General features: G+C 41.2%; 23 protein-coding genes. 16 read left to right on the forward strand and 7 right to left on the reverse strand.

The features are described from left to right. Positions 1 to 35: 35 nt before the first annotated feature. Together mutM and P4S60_RS13840 are read right to left on the reverse strand one after the other, a co-directional pair. The gene (gene mutM, locus P4S60_RS13835; RefSeq protein ID WP_337116326.1) at positions 36 to 845 is read right to left on the reverse strand and encodes a bifunctional DNA-formamidopyrimidine glycosylase/DNA-(apurinic or apyrimidinic site) lyase; all 810 of its coding nucleotides are present in this window, start codon (positions 843 to 845) and stop codon (positions 36 to 38) included. An 11-nt stretch (positions 846 to 856) separates the two neighbouring features. Continuing rightward, a complete protein-coding gene (locus P4S60_RS13840) occupies positions 857 to 1,234 on the reverse strand; it encodes a hypothetical protein (RefSeq protein ID WP_337116328.1) in 378 nt (125 codons plus the stop codon). Positions 1,235 to 1,498: 264 nt separating this feature from the next. On the opposite strand from P4S60_RS13840, the gene P4S60_RS13845 reads away from it, so the two are divergent. Further along, positions 1,499 to 2,425 (forward strand): manganese-dependent inorganic pyrophosphatase, encoded by a 927-nt coding sequence (locus tag P4S60_RS13845; protein WP_063701986.1) that lies wholly within the window; start codon positions 1,499 to 1,501, stop codon positions 2,423 to 2,425. Between the two features lie 69 nt (positions 2,426 to 2,494). On the opposite strand, the gene rlmB is transcribed toward P4S60_RS13845, so the two are convergent. Then, the gene (rlmB, locus tag P4S60_RS13850; RefSeq protein ID WP_063702555.1) at positions 2,495 to 3,241 is read right to left on the reverse strand and encodes a 23S rRNA (guanosine(2251)-2'-O)-methyltransferase RlmB; all 747 of its coding nucleotides are present in this window, start codon (positions 3,239 to 3,241) and stop codon (positions 2,495 to 2,497) included. Continuing rightward, positions 3,238 to 5,721, reverse strand: coding sequence for a ribonuclease R (gene rnr / locus P4S60_RS13855; RefSeq protein ID WP_337116329.1), 2,484 nt, complete (start codon positions 5,719 to 5,721; stop codon positions 3,238 to 3,240). Before rnr ends, rlmB begins: the two co-directional genes overlap by 4 nt. 182 nt (positions 5,722 to 5,903) lie before the next feature. Between rnr and P4S60_RS13860 the strand changes: the two genes are divergently transcribed. The 9 genes from P4S60_RS13860 to queG all read left to right on the forward strand — a co-directional run bounded on the left by P4S60_RS13860 (position 5,904) and on the right by queG (position 13,983). Continuing rightward, positions 5,904 to 6,752 (forward strand): DUF350 domain-containing protein, encoded by an 849-nt coding sequence (locus tag P4S60_RS13860; RefSeq protein WP_337116330.1) that lies wholly within the window; start codon positions 5,904 to 5,906, stop codon positions 6,750 to 6,752. A gap of 20 nt (positions 6,753 to 6,772) precedes the next feature. After that, a complete protein-coding gene (locus P4S60_RS13865; protein WP_337116331.1) occupies positions 6,773 to 7,591 on the forward strand; it encodes a hypothetical protein in 819 nt (272 codons plus the stop codon). Further along, a complete protein-coding gene (locus P4S60_RS13870; RefSeq protein WP_337116332.1) occupies positions 7,581 to 9,107 on the forward strand; it encodes a polyamine aminopropyltransferase in 1,527 nt (508 codons plus the stop codon). The genes P4S60_RS13865 and P4S60_RS13870 overlap by 11 nt, the downstream gene beginning before the upstream one ends. Before the next feature lie 87 nt (positions 9,108 to 9,194). Continuing rightward, positions 9,195 to 10,061 carry a DMT family transporter gene (locus P4S60_RS13875; protein ID WP_337116333.1) on the forward strand — a complete coding sequence of 289 codons (867 nt, stop codon included), beginning with the start codon at positions 9,195 to 9,197 and terminating at the stop codon, positions 10,059 to 10,061. Beyond that, entirely contained in the window at positions 10,058 to 10,756 is a 699-nt protein-coding gene (locus tag P4S60_RS13880; RefSeq protein WP_063702566.1) for a glycerophosphodiester phosphodiesterase, read from the forward strand. Before P4S60_RS13875 ends, P4S60_RS13880 begins: the two co-directional genes overlap by 4 nt. A gap of 83 nt (positions 10,757 to 10,839) precedes the next feature. Next, a complete protein-coding gene (locus tag P4S60_RS13885) occupies positions 10,840 to 12,057 on the forward strand; it encodes a methyl-accepting chemotaxis protein (protein WP_337116870.1) in 1,218 nt (405 codons plus the stop codon). Between the two features lie 60 nt (positions 12,058 to 12,117). Then, positions 12,118 to 12,282, forward strand: a complete 165-nt coding sequence (locus P4S60_RS13890) for a hypothetical protein (protein ID WP_337116334.1) — start codon at positions 12,118 to 12,120, stop codon at positions 12,280 to 12,282. A gap of 125 nt (positions 12,283 to 12,407) precedes the next feature. Then, positions 12,408 to 12,779 carry a hypothetical protein gene (locus P4S60_RS13895; RefSeq protein WP_337116335.1) on the forward strand — a complete coding sequence of 124 codons (372 nt, stop codon included), beginning with the start codon at positions 12,408 to 12,410 and terminating at the stop codon, positions 12,777 to 12,779. A 70-nt stretch (positions 12,780 to 12,849) separates the two neighbouring features. Then, positions 12,850 to 13,983: a tRNA epoxyqueuosine(34) reductase QueG gene (gene queG / locus P4S60_RS13900; protein WP_337116871.1), complete on the forward strand. Its 1,134-nt coding sequence runs from the start codon at positions 12,850 to 12,852 to the stop codon at positions 13,981 to 13,983. 21 nt (positions 13,984 to 14,004) lie between these two features. On the opposite strand, the gene P4S60_RS13905 is transcribed toward queG, so the two are convergent. The 3 genes from P4S60_RS13905 to P4S60_RS13915 form a co-directional block, all read right to left on the reverse strand. After that, the gene (locus P4S60_RS13905; RefSeq protein ID WP_138625103.1) at positions 14,005 to 15,132 is read right to left on the reverse strand and encodes a response regulator; all 1,128 of its coding nucleotides are present in this window, start codon (positions 15,130 to 15,132) and stop codon (positions 14,005 to 14,007) included. Positions 15,133 to 15,151: 19 nt separating this feature from the next. After that, positions 15,152 to 17,101 (reverse strand): sensor histidine kinase, encoded by a 1,950-nt coding sequence (locus P4S60_RS13910; protein WP_337116872.1) that lies wholly within the window; start codon positions 17,099 to 17,101, stop codon positions 15,152 to 15,154. Positions 17,102 to 17,244: 143 nt separating this feature from the next. Next, the gene (locus P4S60_RS13915; RefSeq protein WP_119852482.1) at positions 17,245 to 17,736 is read right to left on the reverse strand and encodes a GNAT family N-acetyltransferase; all 492 of its coding nucleotides are present in this window, start codon (positions 17,734 to 17,736) and stop codon (positions 17,245 to 17,247) included. A gap of 75 nt (positions 17,737 to 17,811) precedes the next feature. Between P4S60_RS13915 and P4S60_RS13920 the strand changes: the two genes are divergently transcribed. The 6 genes from P4S60_RS13920 (at position 17,812) to P4S60_RS13945 (ending at position 23,225) form a co-directional block, all read left to right on the forward strand. Beyond that, positions 17,812 to 18,387 (forward strand): glutathione peroxidase, encoded by a 576-nt coding sequence (locus tag P4S60_RS13920; RefSeq protein WP_063702578.1) that lies wholly within the window; start codon positions 17,812 to 17,814, stop codon positions 18,385 to 18,387. A 73-nt stretch (positions 18,388 to 18,460) separates the two neighbouring features. Next, positions 18,461 to 18,742: a peptidylprolyl isomerase gene (locus P4S60_RS13925; RefSeq protein WP_054552716.1), complete on the forward strand. Its 282-nt coding sequence runs from the start codon at positions 18,461 to 18,463 to the stop codon at positions 18,740 to 18,742. Between the two features lie 60 nt (positions 18,743 to 18,802). Beyond that, positions 18,803 to 19,381, forward strand: a complete 579-nt coding sequence (locus P4S60_RS13930; RefSeq protein ID WP_337116337.1) for a glutathione S-transferase family protein — start codon at positions 18,803 to 18,805, stop codon at positions 19,379 to 19,381. A 17-nt stretch (positions 19,382 to 19,398) separates the two neighbouring features. Further along, positions 19,399 to 19,749, forward strand: a complete 351-nt coding sequence (locus tag P4S60_RS13935) for a DUF2750 domain-containing protein (RefSeq protein WP_054552718.1) — start codon at positions 19,399 to 19,401, stop codon at positions 19,747 to 19,749. 115 nt (positions 19,750 to 19,864) lie between these two features. Then, positions 19,865 to 20,542 carry a hypothetical protein gene (locus P4S60_RS13940; RefSeq protein WP_337116339.1) on the forward strand — a complete coding sequence of 226 codons (678 nt, stop codon included), beginning with the start codon at positions 19,865 to 19,867 and terminating at the stop codon, positions 20,540 to 20,542. 112 nt (positions 20,543 to 20,654) lie between these two features. Further along, positions 20,655 to 23,225: a M1 family metallopeptidase gene (locus P4S60_RS13945; protein ID WP_337116340.1), complete on the forward strand. Its 2,571-nt coding sequence runs from the start codon at positions 20,655 to 20,657 to the stop codon at positions 23,223 to 23,225. The last annotated feature ends 28 nt before the right edge of the window (positions 23,226 to 23,253 follow it).

The following is a 23,253-nucleotide window of genomic DNA, read 5'->3' on the forward strand; positions in this document are numbered from 1 at the left end:
TCTGTTGCAATACTACATAGATGAGGGATTCTTTATTATTTTTGACAATTAGAACAGTACACTGTGCTTCTTTGTCCTAGTCTAATTTCTTTTAATGGCTCTTTACACGTTACACATGGCTCACCTTTGCGGCCATAAACTAGTAATTGCTGGGCAAAATAACCGGGCTTACCATCACTTTGAGCAAAATCTTTTAATGTTGTACCCCCTTGCGTGATAGCCGCAGCAAGTGTTTCTTTAATAATAGGCACTAATTGCTGAAAACGCTTTAAAGACACCTTGCCGGCTTCTCGCTTTGGATGGATCCCCGCTTTAAACAACGACTCATTGGCATAGATATTACCTACGCCAACCACCACAGCGTTATCCATAATAAACTGTTTGATTGGTACTTTTTTATTTCTAGACTGCTCGTAGACTCGCTTACCAGTAAACTCATCAGTGAGCGGCTCAGGCCCGAGTTTGGTTAACAAGGTATGACATTCACCTGGCGCTTGCCACAAACAGGCACCAAAGCGACGCGCGTCGTTGAGTCTAAGCGCTTTACCTGAAGCTAAAATAAACTCGATATGGTCGTGCTTTTTCAGTGGCTCATCTGCGCTCACAACCCGTAAGTTACCCGACATTCCCAAGTGCAGAATAACACTACCCAGCTCACAACCGAGTAATAAGTATTTTGCTCTGCGCTCCACTGAAGTAACTTTAAGTCCTTGTAATTGATATACATCATCAGGCACAGGCCAACGCATACTGGCGTTATGAATATTTACTTTGGTCACTGTTTGGTTAAGCACATGCGGCGTTATTCCCAAACGGCTAACTTCAACTTCTGGTAATTCAGGCATCTGTGGCTCTCTTAAAACGGATATAACGGAAATAACTTAGTAGCATCAGCTTGTTCAAGCTCAAATACCCGTTGTAACCGCTTATCTAATAAATAGTATTGCTGATCTATGTTGTACAACTGGTACACCGCTGGCAACTGCTCTCCAGCTAACCACACGGAGGCAACATAATCAGCCGATGTCTGTGAAATTTTACTCACAGGGAGACTGGCAATAGTCAGCTTTTGATGTTGCCAAAGTTCAACGAGTTGTTCGAGCTGCTGCTCATCGCCTTGCCATGTGGTTTCTTGCAGGGATTGGCTACGCCAAGAGGTGCCGATACGCTCGATTTTTAATTCTGGAAATGCCATCGCCAAAATAAAGCTTTGCTCTGGGAGTAACGCTTGCACTCCTTCTTCAACGGGCTGTGTATTGAGCTTTTTATGTAGGCCATTGAAGAAAAAATCATCAATAGCATCGAAATAATCACCACATTATTCCATGCTTTTCGGCTCAAGCGCATCAGTATCTTCCTCAGTTTTCAATATCTTAAAGTGTAACCAAAAAGGGCATTAATTGGCAGTTGTAATTGATCAACAAAATTTCATGTCTGTTATGTATCAATCTGTCGATACTTTGCTAAAATATCCGCCAAATTTAAAGGAGTTCCGTCAATGTCAATGTATGTAGTGGGTCATAAGATCCCTGATTCAGATTCAATTTGCGGTGCAATTGCGCTTGCTTACTTAAAAAACCAGATCAATGAACCTGCGATCCCGACGCGTTTAGGTGAAGTATCACCTGAAACACAATTTATCCTAGATAAATTCGGTTTCGAAGCACCTGAGCTAAAACTTAGCTACGCAGGCGAAGACGTTTATATCGTTGACCACACAGAAAAAACACAAGCGCCTGATGACATCGATGAAGCACGTGTTGTAGGTGTTGTTGATCACCACAAACTAGGCGATTTAACATCGTCAACACCACTTGAGTGTTGGATCCGCCCAGTTGGTTGTTCAAACACTATCATCAAAATGATGTATGACTTCTACAACGTAGAGATTCCAAAAGATATCGCAGGCATCATGTTATGCGCTATCTTAAGCGACACTGTAATCTTTAAATCACCAACGTGTACAACGGCTGATATCAAGTGTGTTGAAGCACTTGCTGAAATCGCTGGCATCGAAGATTTCAAAGAACTTGGTATGGACATGTTCAAGGTTAAATCAGCAGTGGAAGGCACGCCTGCACGCGATTTAGTAATGCGTGATTTCAAAGACTTCAACATGAACGGTAAGCTAGTAGGTATTGGCCAGCTAGAAGTTATCGACCTTGCAGTATTTGATGAAATCAAAGCAGATCTTGAAGCTGATATCGCTAAGCTTAAAGAAGAAGGCGATCGCCACTCAGTATTACTCCTGTTAACTGATATCATGAAAGAAGGCTCAGAAATGCTAATTACGTCTGATGACGTATCTGTAATCGAAGCTGCTTATGATGTTAAATCAGAAGACGGTCGCGTATGGTTAGATGGCGTATTAAGCCGTAAGAAGCAAGTAGTACCACCACTACAAGACGCTTTCGCAAAGATCTAATCTTACGAAATAGATACAAAAAAAGCCGATGTTACATCGGCTTTTTTGTGTCTAAAATTTTCGCGGTAGTTAGATTTGCGTTGCATTACGCTGGCGTAACACTTCAAATAAGCAAATCCCCGTCGCAACTGACACATTTAAGCTAGATACCGTACCAGCCATTGGGATTTTAACTAATAAATCACAATGCTCGCGAGTAAGACGGCGCATACCATCCCCTTCTGCACCCATAACAATCGCCATTGGCCCTGTTAGATTTGCATCGAATAACTCAGTATCTGTTTCACCGGCAGTGCCGACAACCCAAACACCTGCGTCTTTAATTTCGCGTAATGTGCGTGCCAGATTAGTGACTTGTACCAGTGGTACTGTTTCTGCAGCACCACATGCGACTTTACGCGCTGTACCATTGAGTTTTGCTGATTTATCTTTAGGAACGATAATCGCGTGCACGCCTGCAGCATCAGCACTACGTAAACACGCCCCTAAGTTATGCGGATCAGTTATGCCATCAAGTACCAGTAAGAAAGGCGTTTCCTCACGGGCAATGATCTCATCGAGATCTTTCTCGTTATACATACGGGCTGCTTTTACATTGGCAATAATGCCTTGGTGCTGCTCACCGTCGGCTTTATTATCAAGCGCTTTACGCTGCATAAATTGTACAGAAATACCGAATTTACGTGCTTCATCAATAATCGGGTTTAAACGTTTATCTTCACGTCCTTTTAAAGCATAAATTTCTAAAAAGCGCTCTGGCTCTTTTGCTAAAATTGCTTCAACTGAGTGAAAACCAAAAATTAATTCATTACTCACGTATTATTTGCTCCTCGGCTATTACGTTTACGGGCATTCTTACCCGGTCTTTTTGCCTTTTTGGTGGCTTTCTTCTTGCTCTTCTTGTTGCCGGCTTTTACAGCATCGGCTTGTTTACCATTAGGTTTTTTACGCCCTTTAGAATGAGAAGACTTGCCACGTTTTTCGTTGTCTGTATCGCCTGACTTAGCCTCAAAACTGCCTGACTGCGGTTTTTTGCCTGGGATTTTACCGGCCTTAAGCTGGGCACGAACACTTGGTTTTGCAGGGGCACTATGACCACGACGACGCGCATAACGGTCTTGTTGCGCTTCACCTGCTAACACTAGGTTTATGCGTCGCTCATCAAGACTTACAGATGAAACCTGAACTGTTACTTTATCGCCTAAACGATAAACGGTATGTGTTTGTTCACCAATCAAGCAATGCTTAGCTCCATCATAATGGAAATATTCATTACCTAAATTAGTTACATGGATCATACCGTCGATTTGTAAATCATCTAAGCGTACAAATAAACCAAAGTTAGTTACCGATGAGATCACCCCACCAAATTCGTCACCAACATGATCTTGCATAAATTCACATTTCAGCCAATCTGCGACTTCGCGTGTCGCATCATCAGCACGGCGTTCAGTGGTTGAACACTGCTCACCTAAAATATCAACTTCGTCATCAGTGTAGGCGTACTCACCGGATGTTTGCTGACCTTGCGCTTTAAGCATGGCTTTAATTGCACGGTGTACCACTAAATCAGGGTAACGACGAATAGGCGATGTAAAGTGGGCATAGGCTGGCAAAGCCAAACCAAAGTGACCAATGTTATCTGGCTGATACACCGCTTGCTTCATCGAACGAAGCAACATGGTTTGAATAAGCTCAGCTTCTGGGCGGTCGCCTAATTTTGCTAACACCTGAGTGATTTCTTTTGGTGTTGGCTCATCAGAAATCGCGGTTTCAATACCAAGCTCTGATAAAAAGTTTCTGAAGAAACCAAGCTTTTCAGCATCAGGCTCATCATGCACACGATAAAGCGCACTTGCTTCGTGTTTTTCTAATAAACGGGCAGCTGATACGTTCGCAAGAATCATGCACTCTTCGATAAGTTTGTGTGCATCATTGCGAACCACTGGCACGATTGATTCAATCTTACGGTGTGCATTAAACACAAAACGCGTTTCTAACGTTTCAAACTCAATCGCACCACGTTCTTGGCGTGCTGCTTTTAGTGCCATATACATTTGATGTAAATCAGTTAAATGTGGCACCATCTCGGCATATTCTTCACGCAGCTTTTCATCGCCTTGTAAAATCGCATTCACTTTAGTGTAGGTAAAACGAGCGTGTGAATTCATCACCGCTTCGTAAAATTTGTACCCAGACAATTTACCCGCATCTGACACTGTCATCTCAGCGACCATACATAAGCGGTCAACTTTCGGGTTTAGTGAGCATAAGCCATTGGATAACACTTTTGGCAGCATCGGAATAACTTGCTCAGGGAAGTACACCGAATTACCGCGTTCAATCGCTTCTTTATTCAGAGGCGTATTCATACCTACATAATGCGACACATCAGCAATAGCGACCCATAAACGCCAACCACCCGATGGTTTACGCTCACAATAAACGGCATCGTCAAAGTCACGAGCATCTTCACCGTCAATGGTCACCAGCGGTAAGTCACGTAAATCAACACGACCTTGCTTTGCTTGTTCATCAACAAACTCACCTAAATGAGCAACTTGCTTCTCAACCGCTTCTGGCCACACATGGGGAATATCGTGATTGCGTAGTGCTACTTCAATTTCCATACCCGGAGCTAAGTGCTCACCCAGTACCTCGGTTACTTTACCTACCGCATTCATATGTCGGCTAGGGTTTTGGGTAATTTGCACCTGCACCATTTGATTGTGGCGCGCACCATTTTCACTACCCGGTAGTATCATAATGTCTTGCGTTATGCGTGGGTCTTCCGCCACTACAACAGCAATACCATGCTCAACAAAATAGCGACCAACAATCGGTGCACGTTCATTGGTTAATACCTTAATGATACGTGCTTCGCATTTGCCACTAGCGCCTTTACGATTGCCTTTTGCAAGCACAATGTCACCGTGTAACACCATATTCATTTGGTGCTTCGCGATAAACCAATCTTTACTCTCACCTTCAACTTCTAAAAAGCCGAATCCGTCACGATGACCAATGACCTTACCTTTAACGAGGCCAGATTCATCGATCAATGCGTAGCATTTAAACTTATTGAAATACAGTTGACCATCGCGCTCCATAGCACGTAAACGACGTTTGAACGCTATTTGGCGCTCTGTATCGTTCACATGTAATTCGTCACAAAGTTGTGTGAAGTTTGCTGGTTTGGCGCGAGATTCTAAGTGAGTAAGTATAAACTCACGGCTAGGGACGGGGTTTTCGTACTTTTCTTGTTCTCGACTGAGATTGGGATCCTGTTTTGACATTCACTATCTTGTTAGTTGGTTATGTTGTTATTTTAACCCATAACCTAACAATGAGACAGGCAAAAGCTATGAAACTTTTAAGAAATTGATTAATTCTGGCAAAAAATGAGGCGTTGATATTCTTTGCAACAAACACTCTGTGTTAATATTTTCGGAAAATAACAACAAGCTAACAAATCTATATGGATATTAACTTAACCCATTACCTTTCGACTATGGCCTATAACAGCGCTTATATTGCCCTGTTCATTGCTATCATAGCCCTTGCAAAACTGTCGTATAACTTAGCAACTCCTTACAACACCACCAGCCAGTTAACCGATAATGCCAACAGTGCTTTAGGTTTATCGATTGGCGGTTATTTAGGTGCTATCACCATTATTTACGGCTTTGTTTTAGCTGGGCCTAGTAAAGGGCTTGTTAGCGACTTGATGAATGTATCACTGTACAGCGTGTTAGGTATGGTACTACTGACCTGCTCACGTATTTTAAATGACAAATTACTGCTGCGATTGTTCTGCAACCAAGAGCAATTAATTAACCAACAAAACGAGGCTGTTGGCTTAGTACAAGCAGCTAACTATATGGCAGCAGCACTTATCATTGGTGGCGCATTAACCGGCGAAGGCACCTGGTTATCAGCCATTGTGTTCTACTTTTTAGGGCAACTGATGCTGATCATTTTTGCCAAAGGCTATGATCACCTTACTGCATTCAACCTTCACGAGCAGTTAGAAAAAGGCAATAAAGCTGTTGCACTTAGCTTTTCTGGCACCATGTTGGCATTAGCAATTATCTTATGTCATGCGCTTATTGGTGGCTTTCATAGTTGGCAACAAAGCTTAAGCTTATTCTTTATTGACGCATTATTTGGCTTTTTAATTTTACCAATTGTGCGTTATCTCGTTGATAAGATTATCTTTAGTAAAATTTCTCTCGACCAAGCAATGCACGATAAAAACACCGCTGTTGCGGTTATCGAAAGCAGCATTGCCATTTGTGTTGCTGTTATCATCACTATCGCTATTTAAGCTTATATATGGAGTAATGGATGAACATCTATAAGCTTTTTATTATTGCTGCCATCTCGTTTTTGGCTTGCATAATAATACGTGCAGATCTACAAGCGCCACTTATCAGTGGCCAATATGGCAACTTTAAAGACTACGACGGACAAGATAAAGCCTACCTATTTTCAGTGCCAGAAGATGGCCAGATGATGCGCTTAGAAATTAAAGGCAGACTGCCTTTAAATTCGTGGAAAGCCATTGACCTCGAAGTATTTGACCCTGATGGCAACTATTTATTTAGTTACGCAGATGAGCTATGGGCAGAAACCGGACGCGATTCAGAAGGAAAATGGACTGAATACCGTGATTATACTTATCACGATGTCCACTTCCCCAAGAAGGGGCAATATAGCGCCTACGTCAGTAGTACGTTTGGCCCAAATAAGCGTGCCGAACATTTCAGTTATACGTTTCGAATTATCCCAATCAAAGGGAATAGTAAAATACTGATTCCGCTAATGTGGATGTCAGGCATTATTGCTGGCTTATGCCTTTTTGTGATTTTGAATCGCTTAGAGGAAGGTAAAAATAAATCAGATATTTCTTTTAAACCTATCACCAAAAAAGGTTTACAGGCAAAGCAAGCGATGGAAACAACATTTCCTGTTTGGCCTATTGCCCTACTGTTTTTTGTGCCTGTGCTACTTGTATCTCTGTTCGCCTATGGCAAGGGTGATGATGAAGCTGACTGGCAAGTTTACGCCTATGGACACAGTAATATCTATGTAGATAAACAGCTTCGAGAGCAAAGTATTGGTAGTGCTGGTTTTCGTTCACGAGGCGGCCCGGGTGGTAAGTAAATCAATTCGCGAAAGCCACATTTTACTGTTTAGTATTTTTGTTGCTGGTCTTTGCTCTATTATCTATGAGCTGCTGATCGCAACAACGGGTGCCTACTTTTTGGGTGATAGCATCACCCAATTTTCTCTGACGATTGGCGTCTATATGGCGGCAATGGGCATAGGCTCTTATTTTTCGCGTTTTGTGCCCGATAAACCATTGCTAGCTTATTTTATTGGTTTTGAGTTAGCGCTTGCGTTACTCGGTGGTTTGAGTGTGCCCTTGTTGTACTTCTCGTATGCCTATGGCTTGCCACTGCAAGCAATTAGTATTTTACTCACCACGCTAATAGGGATTTTGATTGGCTTAGAAATTCCGCTGTTAAGTCGCCTAATGGAAAAACATTATGCGCTAAAAGCAAACCTCGCCAATGTGTTATCTATTGACTACTTTGGTGCCCTGCTCGCGACTTTACTGTTTCCTTTTCTATTTTTACCTTGGCTTGGGGTTTTTAAAACGGCCCTAAGCTTTGGCTTAATGAACCTGAGTATTGCGTTATTATTACTGTGGTACTTTATCGACCATATCAGCCCAAACCGTCGAAAAGTACTGAGGCTCACACTTGTTTTAATTTGCTTAATATTGGTGCTTTGCTTATTTGCTAGTAAACAACTCACGTATCTTTGGCAAAGCCAAATTTACGATGATCGTGTTGTACATTCAGAGCAAACCCCCTATCAGCAAATCGTACTCACTCGTCATAAAGATGATATTCGCCTTTATTTAAACGGTGGCTTACAGTTTTCATCGATTGATGAATATCGCTATCACGAAGCGCTCATTCACCCAGCTATGGTGCGCCATGGCAATGCAAAACGTATTCTAATTTTAGGTGGTGGCGATGGCTTAGCAGCCAGGGAGCTTTTGAAATACCCGCAATTAGAGTCGATTACCCTGGTTGATTTAGACCCTGCTGTCGCTAGGCTTGCGCAAACTAATCACAACCTCACAACACTTAACAAGCACTCACTCAGCGACCCTAAAGTGACGGTTATTCATCAAGATGCTTATGTGTTTATTGAGCAAAGCGAACAGCTGTTCGATATTATTTTTATTGATTTACCGGATCCAAAAGCAATCAATCTTGCACGGCTTTACAGTCAGCAATTTTATCAACTAGTAAAAACACGATTACCAAATAACGGAATTGTGGTCACCCAAGCCACCAGTCCATTTTTTGCAAAACAGGCATTTTGGTCTATCAACAACACGCTCAGTGCAGCAGGCTTTGCTCATACTTTGCCTTATCATTTGAATGTGCCCTCTTTTGGTGAGTGGGGCTTTGTTATGGCTTGCAACTTGATGTGTAGCAACCACCAGTTATTGCCTGTTAACACTCGCTATTATCGCCCTGAAAATGACCCACAACTGTTTATTTTCACGCCAGACATTAGCGCTAACAACGAAAAAGTATCGACGCTTGATGAGCCAAATGTGCTGCACTATTACTTACAGGGATGGAAATATTGGAACTAAACGAATGGATTAGCCCATTTGGGGAGTTTACAAAGTAAAGGATTACCGTTACAAAGAGAGTTAATAACAACAATAACAAGGTTTGTAATGCAGGCGCACAAACAGAGCCTAATATACTTACACATTGCAGTACTACTCTTTGGCGGTACTGCATTATTTGCTAAACTAGTCAGCTTAAGTGCATTAGATATTACCGTTTACCGAACAGCAATTGCAGGCTGTGCCTTACTGATCTTACTTACAATTCAAAACAAAGCGATTAAGCTTCATTCACGTCGCGACTACTTCATAGCCTTGTTACTTGGTGTCACTGTTGGAATACATTGGCTCACCTATTTCGCAGGTATGCAATTGGCAGGTATTGCAGTCGGTATGATTGCCTTTTTTACTTACCCTGTTATCACGGTATTTTTAGAACCTTTTTTTCATGGCAGCAAACCACAGCTCAAAGATATTTTTAGCGCCTTGGTGGTGATGCTTGGTATTTATTTACTTATTCCTGATGCCAGCTTAGGCAATGATGTCACCCTAGGTATTGCTATTGGTATTTTGTCAGCGTTCTTTTTTGCGTTTCGAAATATCGTTCACAAGCGTTACTTTAGCCAGTATAGCGGCCCACAAACCATGCTTTATCAAACCTGGATCGCCTGCATTATGCTGTGCGCCTTTGTCGAAGTACCGCCATTACAAGTTGATACAATAAATTGGCTGCTATTAATTACCGTAGGGGTTATTTTTACAGCAGCACCGCATTCACTGTTTGCAGCAAGCCTAAAAAACTTATCAGCCTCAACCGCTGGTTTGATATCGTGTTTGCAGCCTTTATACGGTACATTTTTCGCTTTTTTAATTTTGCATGAGCAACCTTCAATTAGCACTCTTATTGGTGGCGCATTGGTAATTAGTGCCGCTTTTTATGAAACATGGTCAGTGACTCGTAGGTATAAGCAATGATGAAAGTATTCGCTCACAGAGGTGCCAGTGGTACCTATCCAGAAAATACCAAGAGCGCCATTATCGCCGCTGTTGATTTGGCAGTAGATGGTATCGAAATTGATGTGCAAAGCTGTCTTGATGATTACATGATTATTCATGACACCTGGCTTGATCGTACAACCTCAGGGCGCGGTAAGGTAAACGCCTGCTCAAAAGAAAAAATTCAGCAATACGATGCAGGCAATGGCGAAGTTGTACCGACTTTACAGCAGGCAATCGATTGGGTTGATGATAAAACACTGCTCAATTTAGAACTTAAACATACTTTTTCGCTAGATAAATTTGTTGAGCTTATTGAGTCAAATGTCAGTGCAGGAAAGATATCTAGAGATAACCTGTTAGTCTCTTCATTCGATCATCACCAACTAATGTGGCTTAAGCAAAAACTGCCTTGGGTAAAAATTGGCGCACTCACCGCTTCTATTCCAATTAATTACAGCGAGTTTGCGCAAAAACTGCATGCCTATAGCATTCACGTAGATAAAAACTTTATAAACCATGAGTTTGTTGCTGATGCAAAACAACGCGGCCTTCAAGTTTATGCTTACACGGTCGATAAAGTGGAAGATATCGAATTAATGCTAGAGTATGGCGTAGATGGTATTTTTACTAATTTTCCGTGTCATACACAAATGACACTGCAGTCACTGTAACTCAACAAAACTAAGCTATACTGTTGAATTATGTGAAATTGAATAATAAAAAATACGCCAAAATGAATCAACACAACACCTTAATGAGTAGCTATATGCGCATTTATAATTTTATCGAACAAACATTCTTTTACACTCTTACACGTAAGATTGTCGGTAATTTAGGTTTTGTGTTTGCGTTTCAAGCTATCACATTAATCTGGCTTTATAGCAGCCTGTCAGAGCAACAAGCTGGTATGGGACTATTTTGGTTAATGACCTTTGTTATAGTCGCCAGCTTTATTTTTACTGTTTTCTACATGCGCTTTTTGATTGTGCGCCCGGTGCAAGCAATGCGCGACACACTTGAGCAAATAAATCGCCATGATGCTGATTTATCTGCCAAGCTACCGCATTTTACCTACGATGAATTTCGTGATTTAAGTGAGCAGTACAATACCTTTACCGTTCACCTAGCAAAACTATTAGCCACCACGTATCAAAGTGCACAAGCCAGTGCTGATAGTAGCTTAAAGATGACTCATTCAATGCAGCAAACCGCAGAAATGAGCCACCAGCAAATAAAATTCAGTCAAACCATTACTGATTCAAGCAACCAAATTACTTCAAGCCTTGAGAATATCTCAGCAAATACTGACAGCGTGCACCATGTTAATAGTGAGCACTTAAACTTTGTTAAGCACTCAGCCACTGAGTTATCGGCATTAGTTAAAAAGGTCGCGATGATTAGCCAAATTTTGGGTAACTTCTCAGCAACTGTGTCAGGTCTGAAAGAAAACAGCGAGAACATTCGCGCCATTTTGAAAATGGTCGAAGAGTTTTCGGATCAAACCAACTTACTTGCCCTCAATGCTGCAATTGAGGCGGCACGTGCCGGTGAAGCTGGCCGAGGGTTTGCTGTGGTTGCCGATGAAGTCAGATCGCTCTCAGTTAAAGTAAACGATGCAACTCGCCAGATCAGTGATTTTATTAACCAAATGAACACGCTCGTTAGCGAAACCAATAAAGAATCTGAGCAACTAATTAGCCACTCGAGTGAGGCTGAAACAGCAATTAGCAATACCTCAACAGGCTTTAGCAATATGCTTGGCGAATTTGAGCAAAACCAACAACAGTTGCAGCAGATTGTCAGCGCGGTGCATTTACTAGAGCAAACCCAAACCCACACTCATCAAACGGTAGAGCAAATTGTGGCTTTGGGCGAGCAAGCTAAACAGCAAATTGATGAATCACTCGCTGATTGCCAACAATCACACAAACTAAGCCAACAAACCCAAGAGCAATTAAAACGCTTTGTGTAAAAATTGACTTAATTCATTTAGTTACAGTACTGTATAAGAAAACATCTAAAGGGAATTTAAATGAAAAATGTTTTCTTTGCAGTACTCACGCTCTGCACGCTTTTTATTACTTATAAAGTCGTTAACCTGCTTGAGAGTAACAGTACACACAATGTGATGGCTGTAGAAACAGCAAAAGAAACCGCCCCCTTAATATTGAGTCATCAGCGCTTCAAACAAAAATAAACCCGCAATCATCACAAGAGACTGATTCTCCAAGTTATAGCAGTACATTTGCCAACACAAACGCCTCTAAAGATTCAATAAGCTCATTTGATGAACTCGTAACAAACACAGAAAACGGTCAAAAAGTGTTTAATACACAGCCATTAAACGAAATGGGATTTACACAAATTCAAGATTATGTTTCTGAGTTAGCGAATGGCTTAACTGATACCAACAAAGCGCAAATTAGAGAACTAGTTTACGATGAAACAGTGAAATACCAAGAAGAACACGCAGACATTACTGTTTATGATATGCAATGTTCAAATCAACTATGCGGCATTATTCTGCAAAGCAATAATACAGATGCTATTAGCCAGAGCCTTGATGATTTAATCAGCAGCAATACAATGAAGCAAAACAGTAGAGGTGGATTATCGCGTGCTTTTTCTGAAAACAACGTCGAGTATGGCTTACTAATCGCTGTTATTACTGACGAAGGAATTACCCTACGATAAGTGAATATTGTTCAGGGCCTACCTCAAACTATGTTAAAGTAGCCGCTTCTTGGCTACTTTTTTATTGACCGTGACAATACCCTCTATTGATTATGAACAACTCGCACTGCAAATAAAGCAATGGGGTAAAGAACTTGGCTTTGCAGAAGTCGGGATCACTGATATTGACCTAACGAAGCACGAAGCGCAGCTACAACGCTGGTTAGATTCAGGCTATCACGGTGAAATGGAATACATGGCAGCCCATGGTATGAAGCGAGCGCGCCCCGCTGAGTTGGTACCTGGTACGCGACGAGTCATCTCAGTAAAAATGAATTACCTACCGCCTGATGCAAGTTTTGCTAAAAACCTTAAACAAACCGACAAAGCGTACATCAGTCGCTATGCACTAGGTCGTGATTATCACAAGTTAATTCGCAACCGTTTGAAAAAATTAGGCCAACAAATAGAACAGCATATCGGCCAACTCGGTTTTCGTCCTTTTGTTGACTCAGCCCCTGTGCTTGAAAGACAACTAGCCGAAAAGGCAGGCTTAGGTTGGCGTGGAAAACATAGTTTATTAATCAATAAAGAAGCGGGCTCTTGGTTTTTCTTAGGTGAGTTATTTGTTGATATACCGCTGCCTATTGATGAAGAAAATAGCTTTGAAGGCTGTGGGAAATGCGTTGCCTGTATGACGCTGTGCCCAACCGGTGCGATTGTCGAGCCTTATGTAGTCGATGCCCGTAAATGTATCTCTTACCTTACTATTGAACTGCAAGGCGCAATTCCTGAAGAGTATCGCCCACTGCTAGGTAATCGCGTTTATGGCTGTGATGATTGCCAGTTAGTGTGTCCATGGAATCGCTATGGTCAGATCACCGATGAAACTGACTTTCACCCAAGAACACAGCTTAAAGATCAAGACTTACTGGCTTTATTTGCATGGGATGAAGCGACATTTCTTAAAAATACCGAAGGCAGCCCTATTCGCCGCATCGGCCATGAGCGTTGGTTAAGGAACCTCGCTGTCGGATTAGGTAACGCTGATTACAATGAGCAGATAATCGATGCTTTAGAGCAAAGATTAACAACCGCTAGCACTTTGGTCGCAGAGCATATTGAGTGGGCACTTGATCAACAAAAAAATAAGCGCCAGTTAAAGCTTCGTAAAACTGCGCGCTTAATTCGCATTGTTGAAAAAGGCCTCCCCAGAGATGCTTAATGCATAATCAAAGCGATGTACCTATTGCTTTAATAATTGCGATAGGTCATTTTCAATTTCTTTGAAGGCCGTTTTAACCCCTTTTACAGACTCTTCTCGAGCTACCGAGTTTTGAATGGTTTCATCGACCTTTTGATAGATAAACACCTCTTGGTCTTCATCTAAGCCCATGGTCGGTATGCGCCTTTCTAAGTCTTCTTGAAGCTGCTTAAAAATTGCTTCGTTATTGATACGGTTTTCATTTAAAAGCTCAATTAAACCAGTAAATTTACTATGTACCTTACCGACGGCATCATTCAATTGTTGTTGCTGCTGAAGAAGCTCTTTTTTAGTGAGAATCGCTTTAAGCTGCTGCTCTGTAACACTGACTAAAAAGCAAATATGGTCTCGAATTCGGCCATGCTTATCGGGGTCTTGTCCCGGCATGTTTAAGATAAGCAAACTAATCATTTCATAGTTTACTAAAATCCGATTTGAGAACTCGTGCAAACGTCCTTTACTTTTGAGCATTTCAAACAGCTCGATCACTATGGGTGAACACACCCCCGACACAGAGAAATGTAACACTTCACCATCTAGCCTAAATTCCACGTTACTTTGTAAATCAAACGCACCTAAACAGTTTAAAAAGGCTTTACCGAGATCTTGCTCATTATCAATCGAACCAATATGTTCGATGTAATTAACGATTTGCCCCATTTCACTGCTGTTTGCCATGGCGTTAAACGCCGTTGAAGTCGCATCTTCAACCTGTTGCTCTAACGACTCTTTTTCAATGAGTACTTGATTCAAATGTTGTAATTTAAGTCTCAGTTCTTCATGACTAAATGGCTTAACAATGTAGTCTTCTGCACCGACAGAGTAGCCTTCCATACGCTCTTCAACCGTGCCCCTCGCTGAGACAAACATCACTATAATTTTTTGTGTGATTGGATTTTCTTTGAGTTTACGGCATACATCATAACCACTCATTTGTGGCATGCTCACATCGAGTAAAATCACCTGAGGATCAAACTCTTCAACGACTTCTAAACATTCTGGGCCGCTATTAACCATTTTCAGCTCAAAATCGAGATCTTCTAAGATCTCTTCAATAATTTCTAGATTAAATGGTTCATCATCAACCGCTAAAATACGCTTCAAGGCCATGATTGCTTCTTCCGTTTTATCAATTTATCGATATAGACTGTTGTTCATTTGCCAAGTGTTGTGGCAAGTCTATTTCTAGGGGCAATCGAACCAAAATAGTGGCGCCCCCGTATTCATTGTTGCTTGCCATAATGGTGCCTTGATGCAAGGACACGAATTCACGACAAATCGCCAGACCAAGCCCGGTGCCTCCCGCACCACTGTTGGTTTTACTACTTTGCTCAAACTTAGCAAAAATCTTTTCAAGTTCTTGTTCAGGGATCCCTATTCCGCGGTCAATAACAGCGATTTCGGCCATCTCCTCATGCACAGCTAAACTAATATCAATCTCGCTATTCGGCTCACTAAATTTCAGTGCATTTCCGAGTAAGTTGCGCATGATTTGGTTTATTTGCTCTTCGTCACACTCAAGCACAATGCCTTGCTCAAAGCCTATTGGCCGAATCGCAATATTTCGCTCAAGCGCTGTTCCCGACACATCATCAATACTGGTTTTTATAATATTGCTTAAATTATGTTTGTGTGGATTGAATGGGAATTTCCCGACATCGAGCTTTGATAAATCAAGCAAGTTATTTAGCAGCGACAATAAGCGCTCACCACTTTGCTCAATTCTAGATAAGTATTTGTTTAACTTATCTTTACTTAAATCGTCATTGGCCACCTTCTCAAGCCCAAAGCGAGCAAAACTTAAGATAGAATGCATAGGGGTTCTAAGTTCGTGAGACATGTTTGCTAAAAACTCAGATTTACTGTGATTTGCAGCTTCTGCAACATTTTTAGCATGCTCTAACTGGGCAGTACGGGCTTTTACTTCTTCTTCAAGCATGTCTTTTGCTTCAAGCAGCAAGTCTTCTTTCTCTTTTAAATGAGTCACATTTTTAAAGATAACCGCTAACGCTATTTCGCCATGATGATCGATTTCATTAAACGATCCAACAAGAGGTACCTCTGTGCCATTTTTCTTAAGTAGTCGTAAATCACAACTAAATTGACGATTTTTACTTAAGGTTGCGATTTTATCTTTGATTCGCTCAGTTGATGCAACATCAAAGAACTCATAGACCGAGCAGTTTTCAAACTCTTTTAGCGGTTTTTCAAACAGCTGTTCACAGGCATCATTCGTTTCAATTACCTTGCCACAGCGTTCAAATAAAATAATGGCATCGGGTGTGTGTTTAAAGATAACTCGCAGTAAGCTGTCTTTTTCAATGAGTGCATCAACAGTATTTTGTAAACGCTCAACTAATTCACTGTTATGGCGTCTTAAGAGCTCTGTCTGCCACAGTTTATGTACGGATTGCAGTAAGCTATTATCATCAACCGGTTTGATGAGCACATCTTCCACCCCTTGGCGAATAGCGGCCACCATGGAGACTTGATCAGGCTTAGAAGTATAAAGTAAACAGCGACTATTCGGCTGGCGTGTTTTGAGCTTGTTGAAAAGCGCAAGTCCAGTACCGTCTTCAAAAGTAAAGTCGCTTATCAGTAAATCAATATTTTGCTCTTTGATAACATCCAATGCTGACGCCGTACTACCAGCCGTGAAGGTTTTAATATGTGCACCTTTGAGATTCAGGGCTATTTGCGCCAAACGTTCAGCACTATGATCAACGAGTAACACGGTAGGAAGTTGAAGAATATTATCGCTGTCGAGCTCAAGTACCCCTTCCAATAAAGAGCTAATTTCTTTATTAGCAAAGAATGGGTAAATGACCACAGCATTAGGTAACAGGCGATTTACTTCACTAAAATGCTCAAGTAAATCGCTTCGTTGCGCTTTAGGAGCCAAAAGCAAGAAATGCTCTTGAGCAAATACCTCCATAAGCTTTTTAATAATACTGGTTGGCACACCATGAGAAGCTGCAACAAGATCAAAGTCTTGCTCTAAAACAGCATCATCAACCATCGCAAAATGTAATAGCTCTACTCTGCAGCCAATCAGCTCCAGCAGCACCTTGACCCGCATGGCTAAAACGCTATTGCTATCAACAATTAATATTCTTCGCACCGTTGACTAGACCCACTTAATAATAAATACCTATTTTAGCGTAGTCTAAAATCACAGTGGGTCACAATTTGTACCGCATTTTTTATTAGTTTTTTAACGTATTAACGGTCTAATCGCTTGCCTAAAATAGTGAGGCTATAAGCTTTATCATCCATAATCGCAATATCCGGAAGCTCTCCCCAGACCTTGTAATCAAAGCGATTAAACAGTTTTATGCTCGGTAGGTTATGGCTGAAAATAAAAGCTAATAACACCTTGATATCAAGTGTTTTTGCATGTTGCTCTGAAAATGTAAGCAATTGTTTACCAAGCCCTTGTCCTTGAGCCTGTTGAGTGATGTAAATGCTTATTTCAACGGTACCATCATAAGCAGGACGGCCATAAAACGACTTATAACTCAGCCAAGCAAGCACTTTACCTTGTTGCTCAAAAACAAAGATTGGTCTTTTCTGTGTATGGCTATCAAACCACGCTTGCCTATCTGCAACCGACACTTCTTCGGTATCTGCGGTTACCATACGCCCAGGGATAGTCTCGTTATAAATAGCGACTATGTCAGTTAAATCGTTTTGAGTTGCTTTGCGAATCGTCATAAATAGCTGAAATTAAATGATCACTTTGCTGCATATTAGCGTATATTCATCACAAATAACTAGCGGGAAATAACTATGTATAAATATGCTTTGTTACTTGCAGCAGGCCTACTAACAACAAACCTTGCAGCACAAACCACAGAAGCGACACCGGCAGCTAAAGCAAGCAGTCAATGCGATGATTTCACCAATGTCACAATGAGAAAATTACGCTCGAAAGAGTCAATCAACTTATGTGAATTTAAAGATAAGCCGCTTTTAATTGTTAATACCGCCAGTAACTGTGGTTTTACACCGCAATTTGAAGGCTTAGAAGCCCTTCATAAAGAATACAAAGACCGTGGTTTAGTCGTATTAGGGTTTCCTTCAGATGATTTTTTTCAAGAAGAAGACGATGAAAAAGACACTGCTAAAGTATGCTTCATCAATTATGGTGTAACCTTTGATATGTTTGCCACCAGTGCTGTTCGTGGTAGTGATGTAAACCCAATATTTAAGCATTTAAACGAAGTAACCAGTTCACCTAACTGGAACTTTTACAAATACTTAGTGTCAGCTGACCGTAAGACAGTACAACGCTTCAACAGTAAAACTAAGCCAGAATCGCAAACATTACGCGATGCAATTGAAGCTGAGCTGACTGCAAAATAAATTTAATTTTTCGTTCGGTAAATATTGAACTAGACTAGTAATTTAATACTAAAACACACATTAGGGAGATGTTATGGCAGTAGCCAGTGCAAGACACATTCTCGTAGACAGTGAAGCTCACTGTTTGGATTTAAAACAGCAAATTGAGCAAGGAGCTGACTTTGCAGAGCTTGCTCGTGCTCATTCTAATTGCCCATCAGGTCAAGATGGTGGTGCATTAGGTGAGTTTGGCCCTGGCATGATGGTTCCAGAGTTCGACAAAGTCGTTTTCTCTGCGCCAATTAACCAAGTACAAGGCCCGGTACAAACTCAGTTTGGTTATCATCTTCTTGAAGTAACAAGCCGTACTGATTAATTTCACAATTGAATCCAAAAAGCCGCTTCACAGCGGCTTTTTTTTGCAAAGGACACCATCATGCAATTACTAGGCTCTACCACCTCACCTTTTGTGCGCCGTATTCGGATTTGGGCGGCACTGAATAACCTACCTATTGATTTTATTAATTTGGATATTTTCTCTGAGCAAGACAGACAAACCATGATTGCTCATAACCCTGCCAGAAAAATTCCTGTATTAATCGACCATGATTTTACCTTGTGTGATTCCAACTCAATTATTCGCTATTTGCTTGAACAATCAGACCAGCCATTACTTAGCTGGCAGCAAGAGAACTATTTAACCATTATCAATGCCTGTAATGATTCATTAGTAGAAATTCTACTTTGTCAGCGCTCGGGGTTTGATACCAATACCGACAAACTGTTTTTTAATTTACAGAATGAACGAATTGCTGAAACATTAGCCTATTTAAATAGTCATTTATCGGAGCCAGTATTTAAAAGCTGTGAATACCTCAACATCAGTTTATACTGCTTGCTAGATTGGATCCGCTTCCGCGAATTAACTGATTTTAGCCAACTAAATAACTTAGTTGATTTTTATCATAAATTCGCCGATAAAGCGGCGGTACAACAAACAGATCCACGAAAATAAAGATAAGGATTACGCAAATGAGCGATATCGAAATTGAATCAGAATTAGTTAGCTTTGTAGAAAAAGTTCGTTTGAACGAATCTATGTGGGCACTCGGTGCCGAAGATGGTGGTTTTGTTGTCTGTGAATCAAACCAATTTAGCGACACTGATGTGCTATTACTATGGGGCACTGAAGACGCTGCAAAAGCACAATGTAAAGACGAATGGCAAGACTACACGCCCGTTGAAATTGGCCTTGACGAGTTCCTTGATGAATGGGTTGAAGACCTAAACGAAGATGATGCACTTGTAGGTTTAAACTGGAACGATGATCAAGTTTGCGTTGAAATCGAACCGGTTGGTTTAGCTAAAGCTCTTTGTGATTAATAGCAATCCTTAAGCTTATAACGACACGGCCGTATTTGTGGCAGTGTCGTTAAGCTGGAAACTTGATACTTATCAGGTATACTCTTCGACACATCTTTATTATCAAGGTATTAGGTTGAAGTCCCATCTTGGTCGTAGGCCATTTTCGGCCATGGAATTACATACCCTGTATAATGGTTACATCTATGGTGATCAGCGTTTAGCACGTGAACAAGCTAAGCATTGGCACTTTTGGCTGCCTTTATTTGCTTATTATACTGGTGCCTATAGCGATGAAATTGGCCACTTAACCCTAGATAACATCGTCACCCTTGACGGTATTCGCTGCTTTGATTTTCATACGCATGGCAAGATAAAACCCCGCTATGTGCCAATCCATAATGCATTACTCGATGCTGGACTTGATCAATACTTAGACTTTTTAACAGAGCAAAATCAACAACGGCTAATGTTTGATTTACCTGCAAAATCAGGTCGCTATAGCGAAAAAGTACGCATTTGGTTTTCTGGTGAAGGTGAACGTGCTGGTTACTTACAAAAATGCGCTATTCCTAATGTCGATCAACAAGGTATGAAAACCGCAATTAGTAGCTTACGGCTCAACTTCGAACAACAAGTGCGTATTCATGCACTGCAAGCAAATAGCAAAGACGCCTTTAACTACTTACTTGGTTTTAAAGATTTCAACGAACAACGCTTTACTGATTTGGCACTATTAAATGCCGTGCTACAAAACGTCCGACAAATAAACCCACACCTGCATTGGCAACGTTTCATCGACCGCCATAATTAATTGACAAACTTTGTTACTAACTATTTATTACTGTTCAAATTAAAACCTGATAGCATGGTGATTCGCCCCTCATAGCAGGTGCCTTTCTAACAACAAAAAATCAGGGATACTTATGTTCTTAAAAAGCCTATTAACGGTAAGTGTTGCACTTGCTGTTAGCTCTGCCCATGCCAATGAATATGTTATCGAAAAGCTTGCCAAGCCTAGCTCACAACAAGTAGAACTTACGCTTGATCCTGCAAAAGACAATTTTTCTGGTCATACTGAAATTGCTTTAGAGGTTTTAAAAGCAACGAATTATATCGAATTAAACGGTATTGATTATGCGGTTAGCATGGCGAAAATTTTAGGTGCAGAAAACTGTGACCTAAGTGCTGAAATGCTAAAAACAGGCAAAGTTAAATTCGCTTGTGAAGAAAAAATTCAGCCAGGCAAATACACTTTAAAAGTTGATTTTACAGCCCCTTATAACCGTCAAAGTGTTGGTTTATATAAAACGCTAGATCAAGGCACGCCTTATCTTTTCACCCAATTTGAAATGAGCGATGCGCGTCGTGCATTCCCGGTTTTTGACGAGCCTAGTTATAAAATTCCATTTCAGCTAACTATCACAGCGCCAACATCACAAAAAGTGTATGCCAATACACCGGTTTTAAAAACCAAAGTTGATGGCGATATGACAACGCACTTTTTTGACAAAACGCCTCCTATTCCTTCTTACTTAGTCGCCATGGCTGTAGGCCCGTTTGAAGAGCTTGAAATTAAAGGCATGCCAATTCCTGGCCGCGTTCTGACTCCACAAGGCAAAATCCATCTTGCTGACTACGCAAAAGAAAATATGCCGCGTGTGTTAAAAGCACTAGAAGATTACTTTGGCATTCCTTACGTTTACAAAAAACTAGATTCAGTTGCTGTACCAGAGTTCCCATTTGGCGCGATGGAAAATGCAGGCTTAGTGACTTACCGTGAAGACATTTTATTGGTAGACCTAGCAACAGCAACGCGCAGCAAAAAAGAGCGAAATGTATCAATCATTGCCCATGAATTAGCTCACCAATGGTACGGTAACCTAGTGACCATGAAATGGTGGAATGACTTATGGTTAAACGAAGCATTCGCAAGCTGGATGGCAGCGAAAATCACTGCACAAATCAACCCAGAGTTTGAGTCGCACTTAGACTTGCCGCAAAACCATGTAATGGCACTGGATGCGCGTTTAAGTACTAAACCTATTCGTAAACCAATCAAAACTGAAGCTGACATCATGGACGGCCTTGGCCTTGCCTACAGTAAAGGGAGTGCGGTTTTATCTATGGTTGAAAACTGGATTGGCGAAGAGGCATTCCAGCAAGGTATTCGTGCCTACTTGAAGAAATTCTCGTATAAAAATGCAGAAGCCGCTGACCTATGGCAAGCACTAGGCGAAGCGTCTAATAAAGATGTAGCAAGCGTACTAAAATCATTTATCGAACAATCATCTTTCCCACTTATCAAAGTAACGCAAGATGGTAAGAAAATTAATATCAGTCAAAGCCGCTTTGTAAATGCTGGCGTTGATGCACCTGCACAACTGTGGAATGTTCCGGTTGCAATTAAGTATGGTGCGGGCGACAAAGTTAAAACCGCAAGTGTTCTGCTGAACAAAGAAACACAGCAATTGACTCTCGACTTTGAACCTGAGTGGATCTACCCAGATCAAGGTGCCATGGGTTATTACCGCTGGGTATTAAATGATGCACAGTTCAATGCTCTATTAGAGAATGCAGCAGATAAGCTAACGGTGCGTGAGCGCTTAGCGTTACTTTCTGCGGTTGATTCATTACTTGATGCGGGTGTTATCTCTGCGGCTCACTTAATGCAAACTTTAGAAGCCTTTGTGAGTGATGCTCACCCTCTAGTGGCAAACACAGCGTTAGGTTACCTAGCTTCTCAAAAACGCGTATTCGAAGACGACAGCAATCGTGACCTATGGCCTAAGTTTATCCGTGATAGCATTGCTCCTGCCGCTAAGCAATATGGTTTAACAGCAAAAGCAGGTGAAGACGCGGCGGTATCGCAATTACGTGCGCAAGTTATTGCTCGTTTAGGCTTTGATGGCCATGACCAAAAAGTCATTGATACAGCAAAAGCACAAGCGGCACTGTACTTAAACAACCCTGAAAATGTTGACCCTTATTTAGCCTCAACATACTTAAACCTTGCGGCTTACCATGGCGATGCGAAGTTACTTGAAAAGTACAAGCAAACCTTTAAAACGACCAAAGATCCACAAGTTCGTACTAAGATGCTGGCAGCGATGGGTTACTTTGGTAAACCTGAGCTACAAAATGCGGTTCTAGAATACAGCTTAACAGATAACGTAACAGCCTCTGATATGCGTACGTTATTAGGTGGTTTAGGCTATGGTAAAGAGCGTGAAGCACTGTTTATTGAGTGGATTTACAACAATTACGATGCAATCACTAAGAACTTACCGCCGTTCTTTGTACCAAACTTACCGTTTTTCACCACTGCAAGCTGTGATGCAAAAAGCTTAGAGAAAACCAAAACCTTCTTCAACGATAAAATCACTGAAGTACCTGGTTATGCACGTTCTCTTAGTAAGCTTGAAGAAAGCATCAATGATTGTATTGCACTGAAAAATCGTGAGTTAAACTCAGTGAATAGCTTCCTTAAACGCTAATTTAAGCTAACACGAAAAGGGCCACAAT

It is taken from the genome of Pseudoalteromonas sp. Hal040, assembly GCF_037162425.1.
In the GTDB taxonomy this organism is placed as follows: domain Bacteria; phylum Pseudomonadota; class Gammaproteobacteria; order Enterobacterales; family Alteromonadaceae; genus Pseudoalteromonas; species Pseudoalteromonas gelatinilytica.

Excerpts from the sequence above, each read along its gene's own strand:
- mutM (WP_337116326.1), bottom strand. The coding sequence starts at position 845 with ATGCCTGAATTACCAGAAGTTGAAGTTAGCCGTTTGGGAATAACGCCG.
- P4S60_RS13845 (WP_063701986.1), top strand. The coding sequence starts at position 1,499 with ATGTCAATGTATGTAGTGGGTCATAAGATCCCTGATTCAGATTCAATT.
- rnr (WP_337116329.1), bottom strand. The coding sequence starts at position 5,721 with ATGTCAAAACAGGATCCCAATCTCAGTCGAGAACAAGAAAAGTACGAA.
- P4S60_RS13860 (WP_337116330.1), top strand. The coding sequence starts at position 5,904 with ATGGATATTAACTTAACCCATTACCTTTCGACTATGGCCTATAACAGC.
- P4S60_RS13865 (WP_337116331.1), top strand. The coding sequence starts at position 6,773 with ATGAACATCTATAAGCTTTTTATTATTGCTGCCATCTCGTTTTTGGCT.
- P4S60_RS13875 (WP_337116333.1), top strand. The coding sequence starts at position 9,195 with ATGCAGGCGCACAAACAGAGCCTAATATACTTACACATTGCAGTACTA.
- P4S60_RS13880 (WP_063702566.1), top strand. The coding sequence starts at position 10,058 with ATGATGAAAGTATTCGCTCACAGAGGTGCCAGTGGTACCTATCCAGAA.
- P4S60_RS13885 (WP_337116870.1), top strand. The coding sequence starts at position 10,840 with ATGAGTAGCTATATGCGCATTTATAATTTTATCGAACAAACATTCTTT.
- P4S60_RS13890 (WP_337116334.1), top strand. The coding sequence starts at position 12,118 with ATGAAAAATGTTTTCTTTGCAGTACTCACGCTCTGCACGCTTTTTATT.
- P4S60_RS13905 (WP_138625103.1), bottom strand. The coding sequence starts at position 15,132 with ATGGCCTTGAAGCGTATTTTAGCGGTTGATGATGAACCATTTAATCTA.
- P4S60_RS13910 (WP_337116872.1), bottom strand. The coding sequence starts at position 17,101 with ATGCGGGTCAAGGTGCTGCTGGAGCTGATTGGCTGCAGAGTAGAGCTA.
- P4S60_RS13915 (WP_119852482.1), bottom strand. The coding sequence starts at position 17,736 with ATGACGATTCGCAAAGCAACTCAAAACGATTTAACTGACATAGTCGCT.
- P4S60_RS13920 (WP_063702578.1), top strand. The coding sequence starts at position 17,812 with ATGTATAAATATGCTTTGTTACTTGCAGCAGGCCTACTAACAACAAAC.
- P4S60_RS13925 (WP_054552716.1), top strand. The coding sequence starts at position 18,461 with ATGGCAGTAGCCAGTGCAAGACACATTCTCGTAGACAGTGAAGCTCAC.
- P4S60_RS13930 (WP_337116337.1), top strand. The coding sequence starts at position 18,803 with ATGCAATTACTAGGCTCTACCACCTCACCTTTTGTGCGCCGTATTCGG.
- P4S60_RS13935 (WP_054552718.1), top strand. The coding sequence starts at position 19,399 with ATGAGCGATATCGAAATTGAATCAGAATTAGTTAGCTTTGTAGAAAAA.
- P4S60_RS13945 (WP_337116340.1), top strand. The coding sequence starts at position 20,655 with ATGTTCTTAAAAAGCCTATTAACGGTAAGTGTTGCACTTGCTGTTAGC.